Genomic DNA, 22,259 nt, shown 5'->3' with positions numbered 1-22,259 from the left:
ACCCGTGCGGGTTTAGAACTGAGCGTCTCGTTGATAGCGCTCGGTCCGCTCCTGCTCTCTCCGCTCCCTCAGATCGGTCGCCATCTCGCTGAGAAATCCGCCGTGCGCGTATCCATTCTGGTCGCTGGATTCGACGCCAAGGCCCGCCGTGGTCTCCTTTCGGAGCCACGCCACCTGATACGTCAAGCGCTGAATAGCGTTGATAATGGCGCTAGCTGCTAGCCCAACCGTGACCGCTAGTGCGACAGTGCAGATGACGATGACCCAGATCATTAGTTTGGCTCCCCTTCCGCCCTAACCGTACGTCAGGAACGTCTCGATCTCCGCCCTCGACCCCAGCATCACCGGCACGCGCTGGTGCAGGGCGTCCGGGACCACGTCCAGCATGGGCTGCGTCCCGTCGCTGGCCGCGCCGCCGGCCTGCTCCATCACCATGGCCATGGGCGCCGCCTCGTACATCAGGCGCAGGCGGCCCGGCTTGGACGGGTCCTTGCGGTCCGCCGGGTACATGAACACCCCGCCGCGCATCATGATGCGGTTCACGTCCGCCACCATGGACGCCACCCAGCGCATGTTGAAATCCTTGCCGCGCGGCCCCGTGGTCCCCGCCAGACAGTCGGCGATGTAGCGCTGCACCGGCACGTGCCAGTGGCGCTGGTTCGACGCATTGATGGCGAATTCCTTCGTTTCCACCGGCACGGCGATGCGGTCGTGGGTCAGCACCCATTCGCCGCTGACCGGCTCCAGGGTGAAGCCGAACACGCCGTCGCCAAGGGTGAACACCAGCAGGGTCTGGGGCCCGTAGACCACATAGCCCGCCGCGACCTGCTCCCGTCCCGGCTGGAAGAAGTCCTCGGCCACCGGATCGCGCGGCGTCTCCACCAGCGGCGCGGGCAGCACCGAGAAGATGGTGCCGATGGACACGTTGACCTCGATGTTGCTGGACCCGTCCAGCGGATCGAACAGCACCAGCCAGCCCTCGTTCGGGCCGACCTGGGCCACCGGCACGATGCCGTCCTGCTCTTCCGACGCCGCCGCCACCACGCCCGGCGCGGCGCGGCACACGTCCATCATGATGTCGTCGGCGGCCAGATCGAGGGTCTTCTGCACCTCGCCCTGCACATTGGTGTCGCCCGCCGTGCCCAGCATGTCCGCCGTCGCGCCCTGACGCACCGCATGGCTGATGCGCACGCATCCGTCGGCGATCCCGGCGATCAGCCCCTTCAGGCTTTCGGGGGCGGACTGAGCCTTCAGAAAGGCGGCGAGGGTCTTGCCGGACGTTTGGGCCATGAGGGTCTCCGTATGCTGAAGGCGATCTCGCATCCCGCGACGCGGGGCGCAACCTGCGCTATCCGTAGCGAAACGAAACGGGAGGAATCGCATGGGTCATGGCCCCTTGAACGGCCTGAAGGTCGTGGAGTTCGCCGGAATTGGACCGGCGCCCTTCTGCGCCACCCTCCTGTCGGATCTGGGCGCCGAGGTGCTGCGCATCGATCGTCCGGGCGGCGGCGCGGCGCCCCATGACGTCACCGCGCGCGGACGGGCCGGCTCGCTGGCGCTGGATCTGAAGGCCGGCGCCGACCGCGAAACCGCCCTGCAGGCCATCGCCGCCGCCGACGTGCTGATCGAGGGCTTCCGCCCCGGTGTCATGGAGCGGCTGGGCCTCGGGCCGGATGAGGCGCTGGCCGCCAATCCGCGCCTGATCTACGGCCGCATGACCGGCTGGGGCCAGACCGGGCCGCTGGCCCACGCGGCGGGCCACGACATCAACTACATCGCCGTCACCGGCGCCCTGGACGCCATCGGGCCGAAGGGCGGCGATCCGGTCCCGCCGCTCAATCTGGTGGGCGACTACGGCGGCGGCTCGCTCTATCTGGCCATGGGCATCCTCGCCGCCCTGCATGAGCGCCAGACCTCGGGCGAGGGTCAGGTGATCGACGCGGCCGTGGTGGACGGGACCGTCTCCCTGATGGGGGTGTTCAGCTGGCTCACCCATGACGGCCTCACTAGCATGAAGCGGGGCGAGGGCCTCTTGAACGGCGCCATGCCCTTCTATCGCACCTACGCCTGCGCCGACGGCCGCCACGTCTCGGTCGGCCCATTGGAGCCCGCCTTCTATCTGGAGCTGCGCACCCGCCTCGGCCTCCCGCCCCAGCCTGCGGGCGACATGGACCAGCAGGCCGCCGAACTGGCCGCCGTCTTCATGACCCGGCCCCGCGACCACTGGACCACCCTGCTGGAAGGGACCGACGCCTGCTTCGCCCCGGTTTTGTCTCTGGACGAGGCCCCCGCGCATCCCCATCTGGCCGCCCGCGAGAGCTTCACCGAGGCCTTCGGCGTCACCCAGCCCGCCCCCGCCCCGCGCTTCTCCCGCACGCCGGGCGCCCTTCAGGGTCCGCCTGCAAAGGCGGGCGAAAACGGCGAAGCGGTGCTGGCGCGCTGGTCGGACGCGACGATTTAATCCCACTGTCCGGGAGCGGTGTATACTGGCCTGAGCCGACACCGCCGCCGGGAGGCGATTTCGGACATTTCGTACAATTCGGACACGTTTTTTCTGACTCCGAAATCCGCCCTGCCGGACGCCGGTTTCGGACAATTCGGACAATTCGGACCCTGTTTTTCGCCGTCAGGATCCGAAACTGAAAGATCGGGCGGTGGAGCCTCCTGACCTCAGGCCCTATGGTCCGCCGACCTGAAGGAGTCGCCCATGTCCCAACCCGTCATCGTCATCACCGGCGCCCACGGCGCCCTCGGCTCTGCGGTCGCCAGGGCGGCCGGCGAAGCGGGCTGGACCGTCGCGGCCGTCGACCACGCCGACAAGGGCGACCTTCCCGGCGCGGCCCTGACCCTGTGCGGCGTGGACCTCACCGACGCGGCTCAGGCGGACAAGGCCATACAAACCGTCGCCGACCAGCTCGGCCGCATCGACGCCCTGCTCAACATCGCCGGCGGCTTCGTCTGGCAGACCCTTGAGGACGGCGACCCCGCCGCCTGGGGCCGCATGCACGCCCTGAATGTGACCACCGCCCTGAACGCCAGCCGCGCCGCCCTGCCCTTCCTGAAACAGGCGCCCGACGGCCGCATCGTCAATGTGGGCGCGGCGGGGGCGCAGAAGGCCGCCGCCGGCATGGGCGCCTACGCCGCCTCCAAGGCGGGGGTCCATCGCCTGACCGAGGCCCTGGCCGAGGAGCTCAAGGACAGCGCCGTCACCGTCAACGCGGTCCTGCCCTCCATCATCGACACCCCCGCCAACCGCGCCGACATGGGCGAGGAGAACGCGGACAAGTGGGTCAAGCCCGCCGATCTGGCCGCCGTCATGCTGTTCCTGGCCTCCCCCGCCGCCCGGGCGATCACCGGCGCCCTGATCCCCGTCACCGGCCGGGTCTGAGCCATGACGCCCCGCCGCAGCGTCCTCTACCTGCCCGCCTCCAACCCCCGCGCGGTGGAGAAGGCCCGCACCCTGCCCTGCGACGTGGTGGTGCTGGATCTGGAGGACGCCGTCGGCCCGGACGACAAGGCCGCCGCCCGCGACGCCGCCGTCGCCGCCCTGCGTCAGGGCGGCTTTCAGGCCCCCGAGGTCGGGGTCCGCGTCAACGGCCTGGACACCGACTGGGGCGACGGCGACCTGACCGCCCTGCACGCCGCCGGACCCGCCTTCATCGTCGCGCCCAAGGTCTCCACTGCTGATCAGGCCGCCGCCTTCACCGCCCGCCTGCCGGACGCCGCCGCCCTGTGGGCCATGATCGAGACGCCCGGCGCCCTGTTCCATCTGGACGCCATCGCCGCCACGCCGGGCCTCGGCGCCCTGATGCTGGGGGTCAACGATCTGGCCGCCATGCTGCGCAGCGGCCCCGCCCCCGATCGCGAGCCCCTGAAGACCGCCATGAGCCTGACCGTCGCCGCCGCCCGGGCCCACGGCCTGTCCCCCATCGACGGGGTCTTCAACGCCCTGGACGACGACGCCGGGTTCGAAGCCGAATGCCGTCAGGGCCGCCTCTACGGCTTCGACGGCAAGAGCCTGATCCACCCCCGCCAGATCGCGGGCGCCAACGCCGCTTTCTCTCCCTCCGCCGACGACATCGCCTGGGCCGAGGCGGTGGTCGCCGCCTTCGACAACCCCGGCCACGCCGGAAAAGGGGTCATCCGCGTCGAGGGCGCCATGGTGGAGCGGCTTCATCTGGCGCGCGCCCGCGACACGCTCGCCTTGCGTGATCTCGCCGGAACACTCTAAGAGTTCACGGACTCGTTATCATCAGGCTCCGGATCTCATTGTCAGTCGCCTCGCCATCCCCGTCCGCCGGAGCTGATCCGGACGCCAGCGACGCGCCGTCTGACGCCATTCCCGGCCTCGCCGGACGGCGCTTCCTGATCATCTCGGCGCCCTTCGGCTCCTATTCGCGAAAGCTTGCGGCGGTCCTGCGCGCGAACGGCGCGGTAGTGCGGCGCATGATCTTCAACGCGGGTGATCTTCTGGACTGGGGCGGCAGGGACGCCGTCAAGTTCCGGCGCGGCGGCGAGGCCTGGCCCCACGCCCTCCCCGGTCTGGCGGAGCGCTACACCGACCTCGTCCTTTTCGGGGAAGCCGGCATCTACAACCAGACCGTGATCGAACAGGCCAACCGCCTCAAGGCGTCGGTCTGGGTCATCGAGAACGGCTATTTCCGTCCCCACTGGGTGACCATGGAGCGGAATGGCGTCAACGCCCGCTCCACCTTGCCCCGGTCCGCCGAGGGCTATCCGGCGCCCGCGCCCCGCGAGCCGCCGTTCCAGCCTGCGGGCACCATCCTGCCGCACCACGTCTGGAACCTTGCCCGCTATCACACCGTACAGGTGGCCGGCAGCGTGCTCTACCCTCGCTATGTACGCCCGTACACGCGTCACGCCATCGCCCAGGCGGCCGGCCATGCCTGGCGGTACCTGAAGCTGCGCATCGCCTCGCCGCGGGACACCGATACAGGGGTTATCGCCGGGCGCGGGCCGTTCTTCATCGCCTGCCTCCAGCGCGAGGGCGACACCACCCTTCTGCGCTACTCCGACTACGCCACCAACACCGCCTTTCTGGAAAGGGTGGTGGAGGATTTCGCCCGTACCGCCCCGGCTGAAGCGCGTCTGGTGGTGAAGAACCATCCGCTGGATCCCGGACTGGTGAACTACAGCGCCGTGGTCCGCCGGCTGGGGCGGCGGCACGGCGTCGAGGGCCGTATCGACTTCATCGACGGCGGCAATCTCGCCGAGCTCTGCCGCGCCTCGCGGGGCATGATCGTCAATAACTCCACCGCGGCCTTGTCGGCCGTGGGTTTCGGCACTCCGGTCAAGGTGCTGGGCGAGGCCTTCTTTGATTTCGAGGGCCTGACGGATCAGAAACCGCTGTCCGACTTCTGGCGGTCGCCGGCGCCGCCGGACCACGACCTGTATATCCGCTTCCGCGAACACGTGCTTCACCGCACCCAGATCAACGGCAGCTATCACAACCCCGCCATGCAGGAGGCCACGGCCCGCCGCATGGCCATGGCCTTCGCCGGGGGCTGGGACCGGGCCCAGGTCCAGTGAGCACGCCCGCGCCCGCATGGGTCTGCGCGCCGGGCGTCCGCCGCCTGCCCAATCTGGCGGCCTTCCTGCCCGAATACGATCTGCGCGCCCTGCCTGGCCGCGACATACAGGCCGTGCTGGGCTGGGGCCTGAAGCCCACAGCCGCCCACGGCCGCCGCTGGGCAGAACAACACGGCTTGCCCTATGTGGCGCTGGAAGACGGTCTGCTTCGCTCCGTGGGTCTGGGCGAGACGGGCGCAGCGTCGCTCAGCGTCGTGGCCGATGATGTGGGGATCTACTACGACGCCACCCGCCCCTCGCGGCTGGAGCAACTGATCGCCGGGGCGCCGGGCTGGATGTCGCCCGACCTGCGGATCCGCGCCCGCGCCCTGATCGACCGCATCGTCGAAAGCGGCGTCTCCAAGACCAATATGGGCGGCCCGCTGGACGAGGCCCAGCTCAAGCCCGGCCGCCGCATCCTGATCGTGGACCAGACCCACGGCGACGCCTCCATCGGCTTCGGCATGGCCAGCAACCAGTCGTTCATCGACATGCTGGACGCCGCCCGCCGCGACGAGCCCGGCGCCCAGCTTATCGTCAAGCGCCATCCGGCCGTGGCCGCGGGCCGCAAACAGGGCTGCATCCCCGCCGACCGCCTCGGCGACGCCACCCTGATCGACACCGACGTCCGGCCCGCCGACCTGCTGGCCCATGTGGACGCGGTCTATACGGTCACCAGCGGCCTGGGGTGGGAGGCGCTGCTGCGCGGCCTGCCGGTCCGCTGCTTCGGCGCGCCCTTCTATTCCGGCTGGGGCCTGACCACAGATGCTGTGGACACAGGCCGCCGGGGCCTGTTGCGCGAGATCGAGTCCATCGCCGCCGCCGCCCTGATCCGCTACGCCCGCTATGTGGACCCGGTCACCGACCGCGCCTGCGATGCGGAACAGGCGCTGGAGCGCCTCATCGCCCTGCGGGATCGGGCCGAGCGGCTGGCCGGCCTGAACGCCTGCGTCGCCTTCGCCCCGGCCAAGCGCCCGCCCGTGCGCCGCTTGCTGAATTCGCCCAAGGGACCGGTGCGCTATTTTGCGTCCGCATCCGCCGCCCGGACCGCCGCCGAAGCCGAGGACGGCCGCATCGTGTGCTGGGCCTCACGCACCGGCCCCGACTTCGATCAGGCGACCGAGGGTTTCACCGGTCCGGTCCTGCGCATGGAGGACGGCTTCATTCGGTCGCGCGGCCTCGGCTCGGACTTCGTCGGCGCCCTGTCCATCACCCTTGATGACCTGGGGGTCTATTACGACGCCACGCGCCCCTCGCGGCTGGAGGCCCTGATCGAACAGGGCGGGTTCCCCCCCGCCCTGCTGGCCCGCGCCGCCCGCCTCCGCGAGCGGATCGTCGAGGCCGGCCTCAGCAAATACAATCTGCCCGCCCCGCCCGGCGCCTTCGACGCCTGGCCTAAAGACCGCAAGCGAATCCTCATTGTGGGCCAGGTCGAGAACGACCAGTCGATCCTGAAAGGCTGCGCCGACATCCGCACCAACGCCGGACTGGTCGCCGCCGTGCGGGCGGACCACCCGGACGCCTTCCTGATCTACAAGACCCACCCCGACGTGCTCGCCGGCAACCGCCCCGGCCTGCTGGACGGCGCCGCCCTGGACGCCGTGGACGCCTCGGCCGACGGGCTGGACATCAGCCAGTGTGTGGACCACGCCCACCGTCTGGCCACCCTGACCTCCCTGTCGGGCTTCGAGGCCCTGCTGCGCGGCAAGCCCGTGACCACCTACGGCACGCCCTTCTTCGCTGGCTGGGGCCTGACCGAGGACCGCGTCCCCTGCCCCCGTCGTAGACGCCGGGCGACCCTGGACGAACTGGTCGCCGCCGCCCTGATTCTGTACCCCGTGTATGTGGCCCCGGGCGGCTGGCCCTGCGAGGTCGAGGATCTGGTCGAGGCCCTCATCGCCGCCCGCGACAAGCCCGCGCCGCCGCCCCCCTCGAACCAGATCGCTCGTTGGTGGACCGGAATTCGCGCCAGTCTCGACCGGACGCCGCCGCCGTCCTATTGATGGGGTTCGTCAACAAAACGGACAAACCGTGACCCAGACCATTCAGGCCGTCATCGCAGCGACCGGCCTTCACACCCCCGAGCAGTCCATCTCCAACGCCGAGTTGGTGGCCGCCTACAACGCCTTCGCCGAGCGCTTCAATGCGGCGAACGCAGAAGCCATCGCCGCCGGTGAGCTGGAGTCGCTCACGCCCTCCTCGTCCGAGTTCATCGAGAAGGCGTCGGGCATCAAGTCCCGCTTCGTGGTGGAGAAGTCGGGCATCCTAGATCCGGACCGCATGGTCCCGCACATTCCCGAACGCGGGAACGACGAGCTCTCGGTGCTGGGCGAAATGGCGGTCAAAGCCGCCCAGGAGGCCATCGCCCGCTGGGGCAAGCCGGTCAGCGAGATCGGCGCCGTCATCTGCGCCGCCTCCAACATGCAGCGCCCCTACCCCGCCATGGCCATCGAGGTCCAGCAGGCCCTGGGCATCCACGGGTTCGCCTTCGACATGAACGTGGCGTGCTCATCGGCCACCTTCGGCCTCAAGACCGCCGCCGACTTCATCGGCTCCGGCTCGGTCAAGGCGGTGCTGATGGTGAACCCCGAGATCTGCTCGGCCCACCTGAACTTCAGGGATCGCGACAGCCACTTCATCTTCGGCGACGTGGCCACCGCCGTGATCATCGAGGCCGCCGATCAGGCGACCGGCGGCTGGGACATTCTCGGGACCCGGCTCAAGACCGTCTTCTCCAACAACATCCGCAACAATTTCGGCTTCCTGAACCGCGCCGCCCGCGAGGACGTGAGCGCCGTCGCCGACGGGGCCCGCCCTGACGGCCTCACCGACAAGCTGTTCGTCCAGCAGGGCCGCAAGGTCTTCAAGGACGTGGTGCCCATGGTCTCCGAGATGATCGTGGACCACGCCCGCGAGTTGGCCATCGATCCGACAGACCTGAAACGCCTGTGGCTGCACCAGGCCAACATCAACATGAACGAGATGATCGGCAAGCGCGTGCTGGGCCGCGAGCCTGCGCCGGGCGAAAACGTCATCATCCTCGACGACTACGCCAACACCTCGTCGGCAGGGTCCATCATCGCCTTCCACCTGCACAACGACGGCTTCGCTCCGGGCGACACCGGCCTGATCTGCAGCTTCGGCGCCGGCTACTCGGCGGGCTCGGTGTTCGTCCGCAAGCGCGCCTGACGCGCTCAAGCAGCGAGGCCCCGCACGCCGAGCGTTAGCGCCCAACACGCGCTCAAGTAGCGAGGCCCCGCGGGCCGAGCGTTAGCGACCAAAAAAGAAGAAAGACGCGCTTCCTCTCCGAAGCGCGCCTTTCCTGCTCGATAGCGGGGCTCCGTCTCCGGAGCCCCGATGTCATCCGGCTTTAGAAGCGGCGGATGTAGCTCACCGAGTAAACGTCGGCTTCGCCGCCGTCGTCAGTGAAGTCACGGCGTGTCCAGTCGCCACGGACGCCATTCTGGCCGTCGAAGAAGTAGTTGGCGCCGACGCCGTAGTTCCAGCTTTCACCGTCCTCACGGGCGCTCACGCCGGCGGCCGAAGCCTTGATCTCGGTCGTGCCGTAGCCCAGGCGGGCGAACAGCTCGAAGTTCGGGCTGACGGGCAGGAACGCCACGCCGTAAGCGGCCAGGTCGTAGCGATGCTCGATGTCAGCCGTCACGCCGGCGATGGTGACTTCGTCATCGCGCACGCCGACGGAACCTTCACCCTCGAAACCGAAGTACGGCGTGAGCTTGGCGCCGAAACGTCCAGTGATGGCGCCGAGTTCAACGTCGGTGTCATCAGCTTGCATGTGCGAGTAACCCAGCGAACCGTAGTATTCGGGCGCAGGCCAGCTTTGCGCCATGGCGGGCGCGGCGGCGAACATCGCGATGGCGGCGGTAGAGAGAAGAATCGTTTTCATTTAGTAACACTCCGTGAGCAGCGACTTCTTTGGTCGCCAGCCCCTTATCCCAGCGAGTGTTCAAGTAGGTACGACTTGGGGCGGTTCCAAGGCCGAACGATTACACAAGCGTAACGGTGGCTCAAAAGACACATACGCCGTTCCGGGGGCTCTTGACGCATCTCGCGGAAAGCCGGACCCTGGCGGTCTGATAGCGCTACCACGACATCAAGATCGCCGGGCGCGACAGGGAGGATGATCATGATCTCCAGACGCCGCCTGCTGGGCGCTTTCGCCGCACTCGGCCTCATTCTCACGCCGGTCACAGCCGTGGCCGACAATGCGCGATGGGTCGGCGCATGGGCCTCGTCCCAAATGGTCGCCGAGAATGAACACGCCTTGCCCGATGGCGCCATGGATAACGTCACCCTGCGGCAGGTGGTGCGGCTCACTGCATCGGGCGACCAGATCCGGGTGCGGGTTTCCAACGCATTGGGCGACGCGCCGCTTCATATCCGGAGCGCCGAGGTGGCCCGATCGGCCACACGCGACGGCGCGTTGGTCGATCCGGCCACGGTCAGGCCCCTCACCTTCGCAGGCCGGCATGACGTCATGGTCCCCGCCGGGGCCGAGTTCAATTCCGATCCGGCGAATTTCCCGGCCGAGGCCCTGTCCCATCTGGCCGTGACCCTGCATGTCGCGGATGCGCCCCCGCGCCTCACCGCCCATCCGGGCGCGCGCGCCACCAGCCGCATGGCGCCGGGCGACCAGACCGGCGCCGGAGCCCTGACCGGGGAGACCACCTTCACCCGCTGGTACCTGCTGTCCGGTGTGGACGTGCTGGGCCCGCCAGACGCCGGGGCGATCGTCGTGCTGGGCGACTCCATCACCGACGGCTATGGCGTCCAGCCGGACACCGACACGCGCTGGCCGGACTTTCTGGCCGAGCGGCTGCAGGCCGACCCCCGCACGACGCACCTCAGCGTGTTGAACCACGGCATCGGCGGCAACCGGGTGCTGCGTGACGGTCTGGGGCCCAATGCCCTGGCGCGGTTCGAGCGGGACGTGCTGGGCCAGACCGGCGTGACCCATCTGATCCTTCTGGAAGGCGTAAACGATCTGGGCGTGCTGACCCGCGACACGCCGGCCACGCCGGAGGCCCACGCTGCGCTGGTCGCCGACATGATCGCCGCCTACGCGCAGATGACCGCCCGGGCGCGGGCGCGAGGCATAACCGTCATCGGCGCCACCATCACGCCCTTTGGCGGCTCCGACTATTATCGCCCGGGGGCGGCAAACGAGGCGGACCGGCAGGCGATCAACGCCTGGTTCCGGACGCCCGGAAACGTGGACGCGGTGATCGATTTTGACGCGGTCCTGCGCGATCCGGATCGGCCCACGCACCTTCGGGCCGAGTACGACAGCGATGGCCTGCACCCGTCCATTGAGGGCTACCGCGCCATGGGCGAGGCGGTGGACCTGACGCTGTTTCTGACGCACGAAGACTGATGCGCCTCCCCCTGATCGTTTTCGCCGCCGCCCTGTGTCTTCCGGCCGCCGCCGGGGCGCAGCAGATCGCCATCACCATCGACGACGCCCCGGTCCACGGGCCTGTGCCCGAGGGCGAGACCTATGTGGGTGTCGCCGCCCGCATGATCGCGGCGCTGAGCGAGGCAGGCGACGCCCCGGCGACCATCTTCATCAACGGCGGGTCGATCGAGCAGAACCCGGACGCCGCCGCGGCGCTGGACCTTTGGCGGGCGGCCGGCCACGCGCTGGGCAACCACACCTGGACGCACGAGAATCCGAACGTCATCGGCGCCGAGGCCTATGAGGCCGGAATCCTGTACAATGAGCCGCTGCTCGCCGTGCTGATGGGCGAGCGGGACTGGCGCTGGTTCCGATATCCTTTCCTGGCCGAGGGCGATGACCCGGCGCTGCGCGACCGGATCAGGGGCTTTCTGGACCAGCGGGGCTACCGGGTGGCCTCGGTCACCATGAGCTTTGACGACTGGGCCTGGACCGAGCCCTATGTGCGCTGCCGGGCGCAGGGCGACGACGCGGCCATCGACCGGTTGGAGCGGGCCTATATGGAGGCCGCCGAGGCCGCCTTCGACCATTCACAGGCCATGGCGCAGATGCTCTATGGCGAGGACATCCCCTATGTCCTGCTGCTGCACACCGGCGCGTTCCACGCCCGCATGCTGCCGCAGGTGCTGGGGCTGTACCGGGACAAGGGCGCCGCGTTCGTCTCCCTTGAAGAGGCGCAGCGCCACCCCTTCTATGAGGCGGACATGCGGGTGACGCCGTCGGACGGACCGCTTTATCTGGAGACGGCGCTGGCGGCGCAGGGTCAGACCGCACCGCCGAAGCCGCGGGACATCGCCTGGCTTGAGACCGTCTGCCGCTAGCGGTCCTTTTCGCGCTCGGTGCCGGCCTTGGCATGCAGCGCCGCCTGCGCCGCCGCCAAGCGCGCGATGGGCACGCGGTAGGGGGAGCAGCTGACGTAGTCGAGACCCGCATCTTCGCAGAAGGCGATGGAGGACGGGTCGCCGCCGTGCTCGCCGCAGATGCCCAGCTTGACGTCCGGACGCACGGCCCGGCCCCGCTCGGCGGCGATGCGGATCAGGTCGCCTACGCCCTCCTGATCCAGCCGCACGAAGGGATCGGTCTCGAAGATGCCCTTGTCCATGTAGGCCTGCAGGAAGCGGCCGGAGTCGTCACGGCTGATGCCGAACGTGGTCTGGGTCAGGTCGTTGGTGCCGAAAGAGAAGAACTCGGCATTCTCGGCCAGGTCCCCGGCGCGCAGGGCGGCGCGAGGCAGCTCGATCATCGTACCGACCTGATAGTCGACCCGGTCGCCCGCCGCCGCGAAAACCGCCTCGGCGGTGCGGTCGGTCAGCTCGCGCAGGTATTTCATCTCAAGACCCAGCGCGACCAGCGGGTGCATGATCTCCGGCGTCGGCGCGGCGCCCGAGGCGGCCTTCACCGCCAGCGCCGCCTCAAGGATGGCGCGCACCTGCATCTCGTAGATCTCGGGATAGGCCACGCCGAGGCGGCAGCCGCGATGGCCCAGCATGGGGTTGGTCTCGGCCAGGTCCTTCGCGCGGCGTTTCAGCTTGGCCGCGTCCAGGCCCGATGACGCCGCCAGGGCGTCGATGTCCTCGTCAGAGTGCGGAATGAACTCATGCAGGGGCGGATCCAGCAGCCGGATCGTCACCGGCAGGCCGGCCATGATCTGAAACAGCTCCGTGAAGTCCGCCTTCTGGAACGGCTCGATCTTGGCCAGGGCCGCGCGACGGCCCTGTTCGTCGTCGGCGAGGATCATTTCGCGCACCGCGGCGATCCGGGTCTCGTCGAAGAACATGTGCTCGGTGCGGCACAGGCCAATGCCCTCGGCGCCGAAGCCGCGCGCGGTCTTCGCGTCCAGCGGGGTCTCTGCATTGGCCCGCACCTTCAGGCGGCGCACCTTGTCGGCCCAGGCCATCAGTGTCTGGAAGTCACCGGTCAGCTCCGGCTCGATCATGTCGACCGCGCCCTCCAGCACCTCGCCCTTCGAGCCGTCGATGGTGACGATCTCGCCCGCACGGAACTCGCGGCCCCGGGCGCGGAACAGGCCCGCCTCCTCGTCGATGTGGATTTCGCCGGCGCCGGAGACGCAAGGCCGCCCCATGCCGCGCGCCACCACCGCAGCGTGGCTGGTCATGCCGCCGCGGGCCGTGACGATGCCGCGCGCCGCGTGCATGCCGTGGATGTCCTCGGGGGAGGTCTCCTCGCGGACCAGAATGACCGCGTCGCCCAGTTGGCCCAACCGTTCGGCCTCGTCGGAATCGAACACCACCTTGCCCGTGGCCGCGCCGGGGCTGGCGGGCAGGCCGGCGGCGATGACGTTGCGATGGGCCCTGGGGTCGAGGGTGGGGTGCAGCAGCTGGTCCAGCGCCGAGGGATCGACCCGCTGGATGGCTTCTTCCTGGCTGATGACGCCCTCGGCGGCCAGGTCTACAGCGATCTTCAGCGCCGCCTTGCCGGTGCGCTTCCCGTTGCGGGTCTGCAGCATGTAGAGCCGGCCCTGTTCGACCGTGAACTCGATGTCCTGCATGTCGCGGTAGTGGCTTTCCAGCTTGCCGACCACCTCCACGAACTGGCCGAACACCTCCGGCATGGCCTCTTCCATGGAGGGGGCGCTCTCGCCCATTTCCTCGCGGCCCGCCTTCGTCAGGGACTGGGGCGTGCGGATGCCGGCGACCACGTCCTCGCCCTGGGCGTTGATCAGGAACTCGCCGTACAGCTTCGCCTCGCCCGTGGACGGGTTGCGGGTGAAGGCCACGCCGGTGGCCGAGGTCTGGCCCATGTTGCCGAACACCATGGACTGGATGTTCACCGCCGTGCCCCAGCTCTCGGGGATGTCGTGCATGCGGCGATAGAATTTGGCCCGGTCGTTCATCCAGCTGTCGAACACGGCGCCCACGGCGCCCCACAGCTGGGCGGCGGGATCCTGCGGGAAGGGCTCGCCCTGTTCGCGCTCGACCACGGCCTTGTAGTCGGCGACCACCTTTTCCCAGTCCCCGGCCGTCAGCTCGGTGTCGACCGAGACGCCGAGGCGGTCCTTGTGGTCGTCCAGAACCTCCTCGAACAGGTCATGGCCGATTCCCAGCACCACATTGGAATACATGGTGATGAAGCGGCGATAGCTGTCCAGGGCGAAGCGTCGGTCGCCGGACAGGGCCGCCAGCCCCTCCACCGTCTGGTCGTTCAGGCCCAGGTTCAGCACCGTGTCCATCATGCCCGGCATGGAGGCGCGGGCGCCCGAGCGCACCGACACAAGCAGCGGATTGGCCGCGTCGCCGAAGCGCTTGCCGGTCAGGGTCTCCACCTGCTCCAGCGCCGTCTTCACCTGGTCCTCCAGATCGGCGGGGTAGGTCTGGCCCTGGGAGAAATAGTGGACGCAGGCCTCGGTGGTGACGGTGAAACCGGGCGGCACCGGGAGCCCGAGGGAGGACATCTCCGCAAGGTTGGCGCCCTTGCCGCCGAGAAGGTTCTTCATCGAAGCGTCGCCGTCGGCGGAGCCGCCGCCGAAGCCGTACACCCACTGGGTCATGTCTGCGTCGATCCTGAGTTTCAGTCTGGAGAATGGACGGGTTGAGCCCCGCCTCTGAGCCGGCGGGAAGCTAGCGCGGCGATGCGGCAAAGGCCATGGCGGGCTGTAACAAATCGTGAGACGGGACGGATGCGGCCCTGGCCCACACCCCTCCTGATGACAGATCAATCCAGGCCGAAACGCTGTTCGAAACGGCCCAGGGCGGCGGGCGGAAGCTTGACCACCAGATGGACGCGGCCATCGGCGTCGGTGTCGCGGAAGGTCACGCGGCCATGCTCATAAAGCCAGGCCAGGGCCTCGCCCTGTCCGGGGTCGAGGGTCAGGCGGGTTTCCGGCTCGTCGTCCACCAGGGCGGCGATGGCCTCGCGCAGGGACTCGATCCCCTCCCCGGTCCACGCCGACACCGCGACGGCCTTGCCCTCGCGCAGCTGACGGGCCGCCTGTCCGAGAACGGCCTCGCGGTCCTCCTCCGACAGCAGGTCGATCTTGTTCCAGACCTCCAGCACCCGCCGGCTACGGCCCTCGGGCACGGGGATCTGCTCCAGCACCTGCTCCACGTCGCGGCGCTGGGCCTCGGTGTCGGTGCTGGCGATGTCGCGCACGTGCAGGATCAGGTCGGCCTCGCCCACCTCCTCCAGCGTGGCGCGAAAGGCGGCCACCAGTTCGTGCGGCAGGTCCGAGATGAAACCCACCGTGTCGGCGATGATGGCCGGGCGGCCCTGCGGCAGGCGGATGGTGCGCTGGGTGGTGTCCAGGGTGGCGAACAGCAGATCCTTGGCCAGGACCTCCGAGCCGGTCAGCCGGTTGAACAGGGTCGACTTGCCCGCGTTGGTGTAGCCCACCAGCGCCACGGACGGGAACGGCACGCGCTTCCGGGCCTTGCGGTGAAGGGCGCGGGTGCGGCGCACGTCTTCCAGCTCGGCCTTCAGCTTGTCGATGCGGTCGGCGATCATGCGCCGGTCCAGCTCGATCTGGGTTTCGCCGGGGCCGCCGGTGGAGCCGGTGCCGCCGCGCTGGCGCTCCAGGTGGGTCCAGGTGCGCACCAGCCGCGAGCGCTCGTAGTCCAGCCGCGCCAGTTCCACCTGCAGTCGCCCCTCGGCGGTGCGGGCCCGGCGACCGAAAATCTCGAGGATAAGGCCGGAACGGTCGATGACCTTGACCTCCCACGCCTTCTCCAGATTGCGCTGCTGCACCGGGGTCAGGGCGTCGTCGATGACCACCACATCGGCCTCGGCGGCGCGGATCAGGGCGGCGATCTCGTCCACCTTGCCCATGCCGAACAGGGTGGCGGGCACGGTGCGGCGCAGGCGGGCCACCTCGGCGGCGCGCACGTCCAGATCCAGCGCGCCGGACAGGCCGACAGCCTCTCCCAGCCGCTCCTCGGCCAGACGCGCGGACGTCCCGCGACCGTCGGGGTGAATGACGACGGCGCGCTGGACCGCAGGGGCGTGGTCAATGAGTTTGGAGGTCAATCAGTCCTCATCCGCCTCGGGCTCGTACAGCTGCACGGGCGCGGAAGGCATGATGGTGGAGATGGCGTGCTTGTATACCAGCTGGGACTGGCCGTCGCGACGCAGCAGCACACAGAAGTTGTCGAACCAGGTGACGATGCCCTGCAGCTTCACGCCGTTCACCAGAAAGATCGTCAGGGGGGTCTTGGTCTTGCGGACGCTGTTGAGGAAGGCGTCCTGAAGGTTCTGTCTCTTGTCTTGCGACATGGCCAGGTTTGTCCTGTTCTTCGTTGTTGATCGACCGGCGCCGGGGAGGACGCCGGACACGACGGATATGCCGTGGACTGACCCTAGCCCGCACGTGGGCGCGACGGCAACGATCTAGATCGCCTCGTCGCGGGTCTTGTCCAGATAGAGATCGCGCAGGCGCTTCGCCAGTGGGCCGGGCTTGCCGTCGCCGATCTTCGCCCCGTCGATTCCCACCACCGGCAGGACAAAGGCCGAGGCGGAGGTCACGAAGGCTTCGCGCGCCTGTTTGGCGTCCTCGACGCTGAAGGGGCGCTCATCGACGGTCAGACCTTCCTCCCGGACAATTTCCATCAGGGTCTGGCGGGTGATGCCCCGCAGGATGTTGGCCTGGATGTCGCGGGTTCTGAGCGCGCCGTCCTTGTCCACGATCCAGGCGTTGTTGGATGTGCCCTCGGTGACCAGACCCATCTCGTCCACCAGCCAGGCGTCGCCGGCGCCGGCGTCCAGCGCCGCCTGCTTGGCCAGAACGTTGGGCAGCAGGCCCACCGTCTTGATGTCACAGCGACCCCAGCGGTTGTCCGGCTGGGTCAATACGGTGATGCCCTTGGCGGCCTTCGCGTCCAGCGCGTCGAAATTCATGGATTTGGCGGTCACCACCACGCTGGGCGGGGTGCCCGGCGGCGGGAACGGGTGGTCGCGCCGGGCCGTGCCGCGGGTGACCTGCAGATAGACGATGCCGTCGCGCACCCGGTTCCTGCGCACCGTCTCGCGCAACACTCGGGTCAGGGCCTCCCGGCTCATGGGCGGGTCGATGCGCAGTTCGGAGAGGCTCCGGAACAGGCGCGCCATGTGACCTTCGAAATCGGCCAGCCGCCCGTCGGCGACGGACCAGACCTCATAGACCCCGTCGGCGAACTGGAAGCCCCGGTCCTCCACATGGACCACCGCCTGGCCGTGGGGCCGGTAGACTCCGTTGACGTAAGCGACCCTGGACATCAGTCCCCGTTTCCTTCCTCGTCCTCAGCACCGCCGCGCGCGGGCGCCACGCCCAGCGACTTCAGCTTCCGGTGCAGCGCCGACCGCTCCATGCCAATGAAGGCGGCCGTGCGCGAGATGTTGCCGCCGAAGCGCATGATCTGGGCGGTCAGGTACTCGCGCTCGAACACCTCGCGCGCCTCGCGCAGCGGCAGGCCGATGACCCGCTCGGTCCCCATGGTGGCCGCCGCGCCGGTGCTGGCCACTTCCTGCGGCAGCATGTCGGCGGTGATGGGCTCGGACGGATCGCCTGTGGCCAGGATCAGCAGACGCTCCACATTGTTGCGCAGCTGGCGGACATTGCCGGGCCAGTCGTGGACCTGCAGCACCGCCAGGGCGTCCTCGCTGAGGACCCGCCGGGGGAGCCCCTGGGACTCGCAAAGAATCTCCACGAAATAGTTGACCAGTTCGCCGATGTCCTCCCGACGTTCCGACAGCGGCGGCACGCGGATCGGCACCACGTTCAGGCGGTGGAACAGATCCTCCCTGAATCGTCCGTCGGCGATCTCGTGACGCAGATCGCGCGAGGTGGAGGTGATGACGCGCACGTCCACCTGGACGTCGGTGTCGCCGCCCACGCGGCGGAAGCGCTGCTCAACCAGCACGCGCAGGATACGGCTCTGGCTCTCGCGGGGCATGTCGCCCACCTCGTCCAGATACAGGGTGCCGTTGTGGGCGCGCTCGAATACGCCGATCTTGGAGGGACGGCCGCCCGCCCCTTCCTCGCCGAACAGCTCGATGTCGAGCCGCTCGGGCGTCATGCCGGCGGCGGAGATGGCCACGAACTCGGAGCGGGCGCGCGGGCTGCCGTCGTGAATCTGGCGGGCGACCAGCTCCTTGCCCGAACCGGGCGGACCAGCGACCAGCACGCGGCTGTTGGCCGGGGCGACCTTCGAGATGGTGGAGCGCAGCTGCTGGGCCGCGTTGGATGTCCCGATCAGGCCCGTCGGCACGAAAGCCTTGGCGCGCAGCCGGCGGTTCTCGCGCCTGAGGGTCGAGGCCTCCAGCGCTCGCTCGACCACCAGCACCAGCCGGTCGGACTTGAAGGGCTTCTCGAGGAAGTCGTAGGCGCCGCGCTTCAGCGCGCTGACGGCCGTCTCGATGTTGCCGTGCCCGGAGATCATGACCACCGGGAGGTCGGCGTCCAGCTCCATGACAAGGTCGAGCAGTTCCAGCCCGTCCATGCCGCCGCCCTGCATCCAGATATCCAGCACCAGAAGCGAGGGCTTCCTGGCCTTGATGGCGGCCAGGGCCTCCTCGGAGTTGGACGCGGTGCGCACCGCGTGGCCCTCGTCCTCCAGAAGGCCGGAAACCAGATCACGGATATCGGCCTCATCATCGACGACAAGAACGTCGGCGCCGCCAGGTGTGACTCGCATATCGCCTCTCTACTGCTTCGACGCTGTTTGACCAGCGCCCGCTGAACTCGAAGTCTGAAGGGGAAGAACCATGCAGAACCGCGCCCCGCCCAGATTCTGGGCGTCGGCCAGCTTGAGATCGCCGCCGTGGTCCTCACAGATGCGCTTGACGATGGCCAGACCAAGGCCGGTGCCCTTTTCCCGGGTGGTGACATAGGGCTCGGTCAGGCGATCGCGGTCCTTTTCAGGCAGGCCGATCCCGTCATCCTCGACGATGAAGGTGGCGCGGTCCGCGTCCACCTCCAGCATGACGGAGACGCCTCCCGCCGCCGCACCGCCCTGGACCCGGGCGCCCGTCACCGCCTCGCCGGCGTTCTTGAGCAGGTTGGCCAGGGCCTGGCCGATCATCCGGCCGTCGCAGCTGATGACGGCCTCGGGCAGGGGCTCGGTCATGTGAACGGCCACTTCGGGATCCGCCACGCGCTGGGCGAACACGGCCTGACGCAGCAACTCGGCGGCGTCCTCGGGCGCGAAGCGCGGCGCGGGCATTCGGGCGAAGGACGAGAACTCGTCCACCATTCGGCCGATGTCGCCTACCTGACGGATGATGGTCTCGGTGCAGCGGTCGAAGGTCTCCACGTCGTCGGCCACCTGGGATCGGTACTTGCGGCGCAGGCGTTCGGCCGAAAGCTGGATGGGGGTCAGGGGGTTCTTGATCTCGTGGGCGATGCGGCGGGCCACATCCTTCCAGGCCGCGTTGCGCTGGGCCGTCACCAGTCGGGTGATGTCGTCGAAGGTCAGCACCATCTCGCCGCCAAGCCCGCCTTCGACTCGCACCCGCAGGCGCAAGGTCTCGCCGTCGCGGGTGACGTCGATTTCCTCGTCCACGCGGGCCTCGCCGCGGGCGACCAGATCGCCAAGCTCCGGCGCGACCTTGGCCAGGGCCTTGCCCAGAACCTTCGGCTCCTGGATCGACAGAAGCTGGGTGGCGCTTTCGTTGATGGCCGAGATGCGGCCCTTCCTGTCCAGGCCGATGACGCCGGCGCTGACGCCCGACAGAACGGTTTCGATGAACAGGCTGCGGGCCTGGGCGTCCTCGCTGGCGGCGCGCAGGGCCTCCTGCTGCGCCTGAAGGTCGCCGGTCATGCGGTTGAAGGCGCGCGACAGGACCGCGATCTCCTCCGGGTCGGCGCTGGAATCCACACGGGCGGACAGGTCACCCTCGGCCACCCGGTCGGCCGCCTGCACCAGGCGCGCCACGGGCCGGGAAATGGCGTTGGCGGCGGCCAGGCCCAGCCAGACGGCGCCCACCAGCACCAGCAGCGCCGTCTCCACATAGCTGAGGGCGAAGGCTGCCTGGATCCGGGCGCGGCTCTCCTCGGCCTCGCGGTAGGCCTCGATGGAGTCGATGGAGGTGTTCATCTGGGCGATCAGGCCGGGGGCCAGGGGCCGAACCACATAGAGATAGGCGTCACCGTAGTCCGGCAGCGGATACAGGATGCGGATGGCGTCCGGGTTCTGTGTCGCCTCCACAGCGGCGTCCTCTCCCGCTGCGGCGATCTCGATGGCTGACGTCGGCGGCGCCAGATAGGGCGGCGCCTCCGGCGTCTCGCCCCGGGCCATCACCTCGCCCTCGCCGTTCAGGATATAGATGGCCGGATAGCCGAAGAATTCCGCCATCTGGGTCAGGGCGTTGGAAAACTGGATGCGGTTCGGGAAGACCTGCCGCACCGGTCCCCCAAGTTCGTTCGACATGGTGGCCAGATCGCGCTCCATGTCCGTCTGCACATCCAGCACATAGGCCCGACCGATGGAGGCGCCGTTATCGACGGCGGCCTGCACGTTGGCGCTGAACCACTGGTCCACGCCCCGGTTGACCAGAACCCCGAACACCAGGGCGATCAGGATGGCTGGCGCCACCGCCACCAGCGAGAACAGGGTTACGAAGCGTAGATGCAGCCGGGCCCCGGCGTCGCGCTCGCGGGCAAGATTGACCACCCTCAGGCCCACCACCATGGCGAGGAAGGCGATCAGAACCAGATTGGCCAGCAGGATGACCAGCACCGCCTGACTGGCGGCCGCCTGGGCGCCGCCCCGGCCCGAGTCCACCCCCGGCGCGGCCGCCACCAGCCACACGCCCGCGCCGGTCACAACGGCCGCCACGGCGTAGGCCAGCCAGAACAGCGCGCGGCCGCGATTGTGGAGCGTCCAGTCCCACAACGCATGCAGCCTGCTCCCGGCAGGCTCCTCGCCCATATCGATGGCGCTGTCGGTTGGCGCGCGGTCCGTCATGCAGGGAGCCTAGGCCGCGCTGTGGCCTGAACTCAACACAAATGTTGCCGAATTACGCCACCAGACGCGCGGACGTCGATGACCAGAGGTCCGACAGGGCCGTCTCAACCGCCTCGGGCGTTTCCAGCCGGCACAGGCGGGCCTTGGCCTGACGGCGCTCCAGCGGACAGTACGGCCACGACGCCTGCTCTACGTACCAGCCCAGATGCTTGCGGAACATCTTCAGGCCCAGTCCCTCGCCATAGAAGGCCAGGGTCTGCCGGAAATGGTCGAGCACGATGGCCAGTCGCTGTGGGGCGTCCGGTTCGGCCGCCGCCGGGTCGCCGTTCAGGGCCGCGTCCAGACGGGCCGCCAGCCACGGACGGCCATAGACGCCTCGGCCCAGCATCAGGGCGTCGGCGCCGGACGCCGCCAGCGCGGCCCGAGCGTCGTCCGGGGTCAGGATGTCGCCGTTGACGATGACCGGGATGGAGACCGCCGCCTTGACCTCGCCCACGGCGGTCCAGTCGGCCTGGCCGGTGTAGAACTGCTTGCGGGTGCGGCCGTGGACGGTGACGGCCTGCACCCCGAGCGCCTCGGCCCGGCGGGCCAGCTCGGGCGCGTTGCGGCTGGCGTCGTCCCAGCCCAGCCGCATCTTGACCGTCACGGGGCGCGACGTGGCCTTCACCACCGCCTGGATGATGTCGCAGGCCAGATCCAGATCGCGCATCAGGGCCGAGCCGGAGGCCACGCCCGTGACCTCCTTGGCGGGACAGCCGTAGTTCAGGTCGATGATGTCGGCGCCCGCGCGCTCGGCCATGGCTGCGCCTTCAGCCATGCGGCCCGGGTCGCGGCCCACCAGCTGGATCACCGTCAGGGGCAGGCCCTCGCCCACCGCGGCGCGGCGCACGACGTCGGGCCGGGCGCGGGCCAGCTCGGCGGCGGCGACCATCTCGGTGGCCACATAGGGCGCGCCCAGGGCTGAGGCCACGCGCCGGAACGGCAGGTCCGTGATGCCGGTCATGGGCGCGGTCAGCACCCGGCCGGGCACGGTGACGTCGCCGATCTGAAGCTTGCCGTTCATGGCGGGCATTTAGAGGTTCAGGCCCGCGCGGTCCATCAGGGCGCGGAAATCGGCCGGAATGGGCGCCTCGACCGTGAGGGTTTCACCCTCGGGGTGGGGGAAGGTCAGCCGGGCGGCGTGCAGCATCAGGCGCGGCGCCGCGCCGCCCAAGAAGGTCAGGGCCCCACCATAGCGGACGTCGCCCACCAGCGGCCGCCACATGTGGGGCATCTGCACCCGCAGCTGATACATGCGCCCG

General features: G+C 69.1%; 18 protein-coding genes and 1 pseudogene. 8 read left to right on the top strand and 11 right to left on the bottom strand.

From position 1 onward, the window contains the following. Positions 1-12: 12 nt before the first annotated feature. Together ACK4FB_RS13310 and ACK4FB_RS13305 are read right to left on the bottom strand one after the other, a co-directional pair. A complete protein-coding gene (locus ACK4FB_RS13310) occupies positions 13-273 on the bottom strand; it encodes a hypothetical protein (RefSeq protein ID WP_409753170.1) in 261 nt (86 codons plus the stop codon). A gap of 21 nt (positions 274-294) precedes the next feature. After that, positions 295-1,290 carry a class 1 fructose-bisphosphatase gene (locus tag ACK4FB_RS13305; RefSeq protein ID WP_409753167.1) on the bottom strand — a complete coding sequence of 332 codons (996 nt, stop codon included), beginning with the start codon at positions 1,288-1,290 and terminating at the stop codon, positions 295-297. A 91-nt stretch (positions 1,291-1,381) separates the two neighbouring features. Between ACK4FB_RS13305 and ACK4FB_RS13300 the strand changes: the two genes are divergently transcribed. The 6 genes from ACK4FB_RS13300 to ACK4FB_RS13275 all read left to right on the top strand — a co-directional run bounded on the left by ACK4FB_RS13300 (position 1,382) and on the right by ACK4FB_RS13275 (position 8,778). Continuing rightward, the gene (locus tag ACK4FB_RS13300) at positions 1,382-2,461 is read left to right on the top strand and encodes a CaiB/BaiF CoA transferase family protein (protein WP_409753164.1); all 1,080 of its coding nucleotides are present in this window, start codon (positions 1,382-1,384) and stop codon (positions 2,459-2,461) included. Positions 2,462-2,707: 246 nt separating this feature from the next. Next, the gene (locus ACK4FB_RS13295; protein WP_409753161.1) at positions 2,708-3,388 is read left to right on the top strand and encodes an SDR family NAD(P)-dependent oxidoreductase; all 681 of its coding nucleotides are present in this window, start codon (positions 2,708-2,710) and stop codon (positions 3,386-3,388) included. A 3-nt stretch (positions 3,389-3,391) separates the two neighbouring features. Continuing rightward, positions 3,392-4,231, top strand: coding sequence for an HpcH/HpaI aldolase/citrate lyase family protein (locus tag ACK4FB_RS13290; protein ID WP_409753158.1), 840 nt, complete (start codon positions 3,392-3,394; stop codon positions 4,229-4,231). Between the two features lie 38 nt (positions 4,232-4,269). After that, positions 4,270-5,550 (top strand): capsular biosynthesis protein, encoded by a 1,281-nt coding sequence (locus tag ACK4FB_RS13285; RefSeq protein WP_409753155.1) that lies wholly within the window; start codon positions 4,270-4,272, stop codon positions 5,548-5,550. After that, positions 5,547-7,592, top strand: coding sequence for a capsular polysaccharide biosynthesis protein (locus ACK4FB_RS13280; RefSeq protein ID WP_409753152.1), 2,046 nt, complete (start codon positions 5,547-5,549; stop codon positions 7,590-7,592). The genes ACK4FB_RS13285 and ACK4FB_RS13280 overlap by 4 nt, the downstream gene beginning before the upstream one ends. Before the next feature lie 40 nt (positions 7,593-7,632). Next, complete coding sequence (locus ACK4FB_RS13275) at positions 7,633-8,778, top strand: beta-ketoacyl-ACP synthase III (RefSeq protein ID WP_409753217.1); 1,146 nt, start codon at positions 7,633-7,635, stop codon at positions 8,776-8,778. A 181-nt stretch (positions 8,779-8,959) separates the two neighbouring features. On the opposite strand, the gene ACK4FB_RS13270 is transcribed toward ACK4FB_RS13275, so the two are convergent. Then, positions 8,960-9,496, bottom strand: coding sequence for a porin family protein (locus ACK4FB_RS13270; protein WP_409753150.1), 537 nt, complete (start codon positions 9,494-9,496; stop codon positions 8,960-8,962). A 240-nt stretch (positions 9,497-9,736) separates the two neighbouring features. Here ACK4FB_RS13270 and ACK4FB_RS13265 point away from each other — a divergent pair, with 240 nt between their 5' ends. Both ACK4FB_RS13265 and ACK4FB_RS13260 read left to right on the top strand, forming a co-directional pair. Beyond that, positions 9,737-10,984 carry an SGNH/GDSL hydrolase family protein gene (locus tag ACK4FB_RS13265; protein ID WP_409753147.1) on the top strand — a complete coding sequence of 416 codons (1,248 nt, stop codon included), beginning with the start codon at positions 9,737-9,739 and terminating at the stop codon, positions 10,982-10,984. Then, entirely contained in the window at positions 10,984-11,886 is a 903-nt protein-coding gene (locus ACK4FB_RS13260) for a polysaccharide deacetylase family protein (protein ID WP_409753144.1), read from the top strand. The genes ACK4FB_RS13265 and ACK4FB_RS13260 overlap by 1 nt, the downstream gene beginning before the upstream one ends. On the opposite strand, the gene ppdK is transcribed toward ACK4FB_RS13260, so the two are convergent. The 8 genes and pseudogenes from ppdK to ACK4FB_RS13220 form a co-directional block, all read right to left on the bottom strand. Further along, on the bottom strand, positions 11,883-14,573 hold the full coding sequence (ppdK, locus tag ACK4FB_RS13255) for a pyruvate, phosphate dikinase (RefSeq protein ID WP_409753141.1): 2,691 nt from the start codon (positions 14,571-14,573) through the stop codon (positions 11,883-11,885). The genes ACK4FB_RS13260 and ppdK overlap by 4 nt on opposite strands. Before the next feature lie 164 nt (positions 14,574-14,737). Further along, positions 14,738-16,045: a GTPase HflX gene (gene hflX / locus ACK4FB_RS13250; protein WP_409753138.1), complete on the bottom strand. Its 1,308-nt coding sequence runs from the start codon at positions 16,043-16,045 to the stop codon at positions 14,738-14,740. Beyond that, the gene (gene hfq / locus ACK4FB_RS13245; RefSeq protein WP_409693268.1) at positions 16,046-16,291 is read right to left on the bottom strand and encodes an RNA chaperone Hfq; all 246 of its coding nucleotides are present in this window, start codon (positions 16,289-16,291) and stop codon (positions 16,046-16,048) included. 114 nt (positions 16,292-16,405) lie between these two features. After that, on the bottom strand, positions 16,406-17,269 hold the full coding sequence (locus ACK4FB_RS13240; RefSeq protein WP_409753135.1) for a D-amino-acid transaminase: 864 nt from the start codon (positions 17,267-17,269) through the stop codon (positions 16,406-16,408). After that, positions 17,269-18,687 carry a sigma-54-dependent transcriptional regulator gene (locus tag ACK4FB_RS13235; RefSeq protein ID WP_409753132.1) on the bottom strand — a complete coding sequence of 473 codons (1,419 nt, stop codon included), beginning with the start codon at positions 18,685-18,687 and terminating at the stop codon, positions 17,269-17,271. Before ACK4FB_RS13235 ends, ACK4FB_RS13240 begins: the two co-directional genes overlap by 1 nt. 9 nt (positions 18,688-18,696) lie before the next feature. Next, on the bottom strand, positions 18,697-20,922 hold the full coding sequence (locus ACK4FB_RS13230; RefSeq protein ID WP_409753214.1) for an ATP-binding protein: 2,226 nt from the start codon (positions 20,920-20,922) through the stop codon (positions 18,697-18,699). 88 nt (positions 20,923-21,010) lie between these two features. Continuing rightward, on the bottom strand, positions 21,011-22,021 hold the full coding sequence (dusB, locus tag ACK4FB_RS13225) for a tRNA dihydrouridine synthase DusB (RefSeq protein ID WP_409753211.1): 1,011 nt from the start codon (positions 22,019-22,021) through the stop codon (positions 21,011-21,013). A 9-nt stretch (positions 22,022-22,030) separates the two neighbouring features. Then, a pseudogene (locus ACK4FB_RS13220) lies at positions 22,031-22,259 on the bottom strand (RluA family pseudouridine synthase); the annotation flags it as partial.

The organism is Brevundimonas sp., assembly GCF_046299535.1.
Classification (GTDB): domain Bacteria; phylum Pseudomonadota; class Alphaproteobacteria; order Caulobacterales; family Caulobacteraceae; genus Brevundimonas.
This window is presented reverse-complemented; position numbering and strand designations above follow the sequence as displayed.

What these genes read in the sequence shown, in the direction of transcription:
- ACK4FB_RS13310 (WP_409753170.1), bottom strand. Translation starts at nt 273, where the DNA reads ATGATCTGGGTCATCGTCATCTGCACTGTCGCACTAGCGGTCACGGTT.
- ACK4FB_RS13305 (WP_409753167.1), bottom strand. Translation starts at nt 1,290, where the DNA reads ATGGCCCAAACGTCCGGCAAGACCCTCGCCGCCTTTCTGAAGGCTCAG.
- ACK4FB_RS13300 (WP_409753164.1), top strand. Translation starts at nt 1,382, where the DNA reads ATGGGTCATGGCCCCTTGAACGGCCTGAAGGTCGTGGAGTTCGCCGGA.
- ACK4FB_RS13295 (WP_409753161.1), top strand. Translation starts at nt 2,708, where the DNA reads ATGTCCCAACCCGTCATCGTCATCACCGGCGCCCACGGCGCCCTCGGC.
- ACK4FB_RS13290 (WP_409753158.1), top strand. Translation starts at nt 3,392, where the DNA reads ATGACGCCCCGCCGCAGCGTCCTCTACCTGCCCGCCTCCAACCCCCGC.
- ACK4FB_RS13270 (WP_409753150.1), bottom strand. Translation starts at nt 9,496, where the DNA reads ATGAAAACGATTCTTCTCTCTACCGCCGCCATCGCGATGTTCGCCGCC.
- ACK4FB_RS13265 (WP_409753147.1), top strand. Translation starts at nt 9,737, where the DNA reads ATGATCTCCAGACGCCGCCTGCTGGGCGCTTTCGCCGCACTCGGCCTC.
- ACK4FB_RS13260 (WP_409753144.1), top strand. Translation starts at nt 10,984, where the DNA reads ATGCGCCTCCCCCTGATCGTTTTCGCCGCCGCCCTGTGTCTTCCGGCC.
- ppdK (WP_409753141.1), bottom strand. Translation starts at nt 14,573, where the DNA reads ATGACCCAGTGGGTGTACGGCTTCGGCGGCGGCTCCGCCGACGGCGAC.
- hfq (WP_409693268.1), bottom strand. Translation starts at nt 16,291, where the DNA reads ATGTCGCAAGACAAGAGACAGAACCTTCAGGACGCCTTCCTCAACAGC.
- ACK4FB_RS13240 (WP_409753135.1), bottom strand. Translation starts at nt 17,269, where the DNA reads ATGTCCAGGGTCGCTTACGTCAACGGAGTCTACCGGCCCCACGGCCAG.
- ACK4FB_RS13235 (WP_409753132.1), bottom strand. Translation starts at nt 18,687, where the DNA reads ATGCGAGTCACACCTGGCGGCGCCGACGTTCTTGTCGTCGATGATGAG.
- ACK4FB_RS13230 (WP_409753214.1), bottom strand. Translation starts at nt 20,922, where the DNA reads ATGGGCGAGGAGCCTGCCGGGAGCAGGCTGCATGCGTTGTGGGACTGG.
- dusB (WP_409753211.1), bottom strand. Translation starts at nt 22,021, where the DNA reads ATGAACGGCAAGCTTCAGATCGGCGACGTCACCGTGCCCGGCCGGGTG.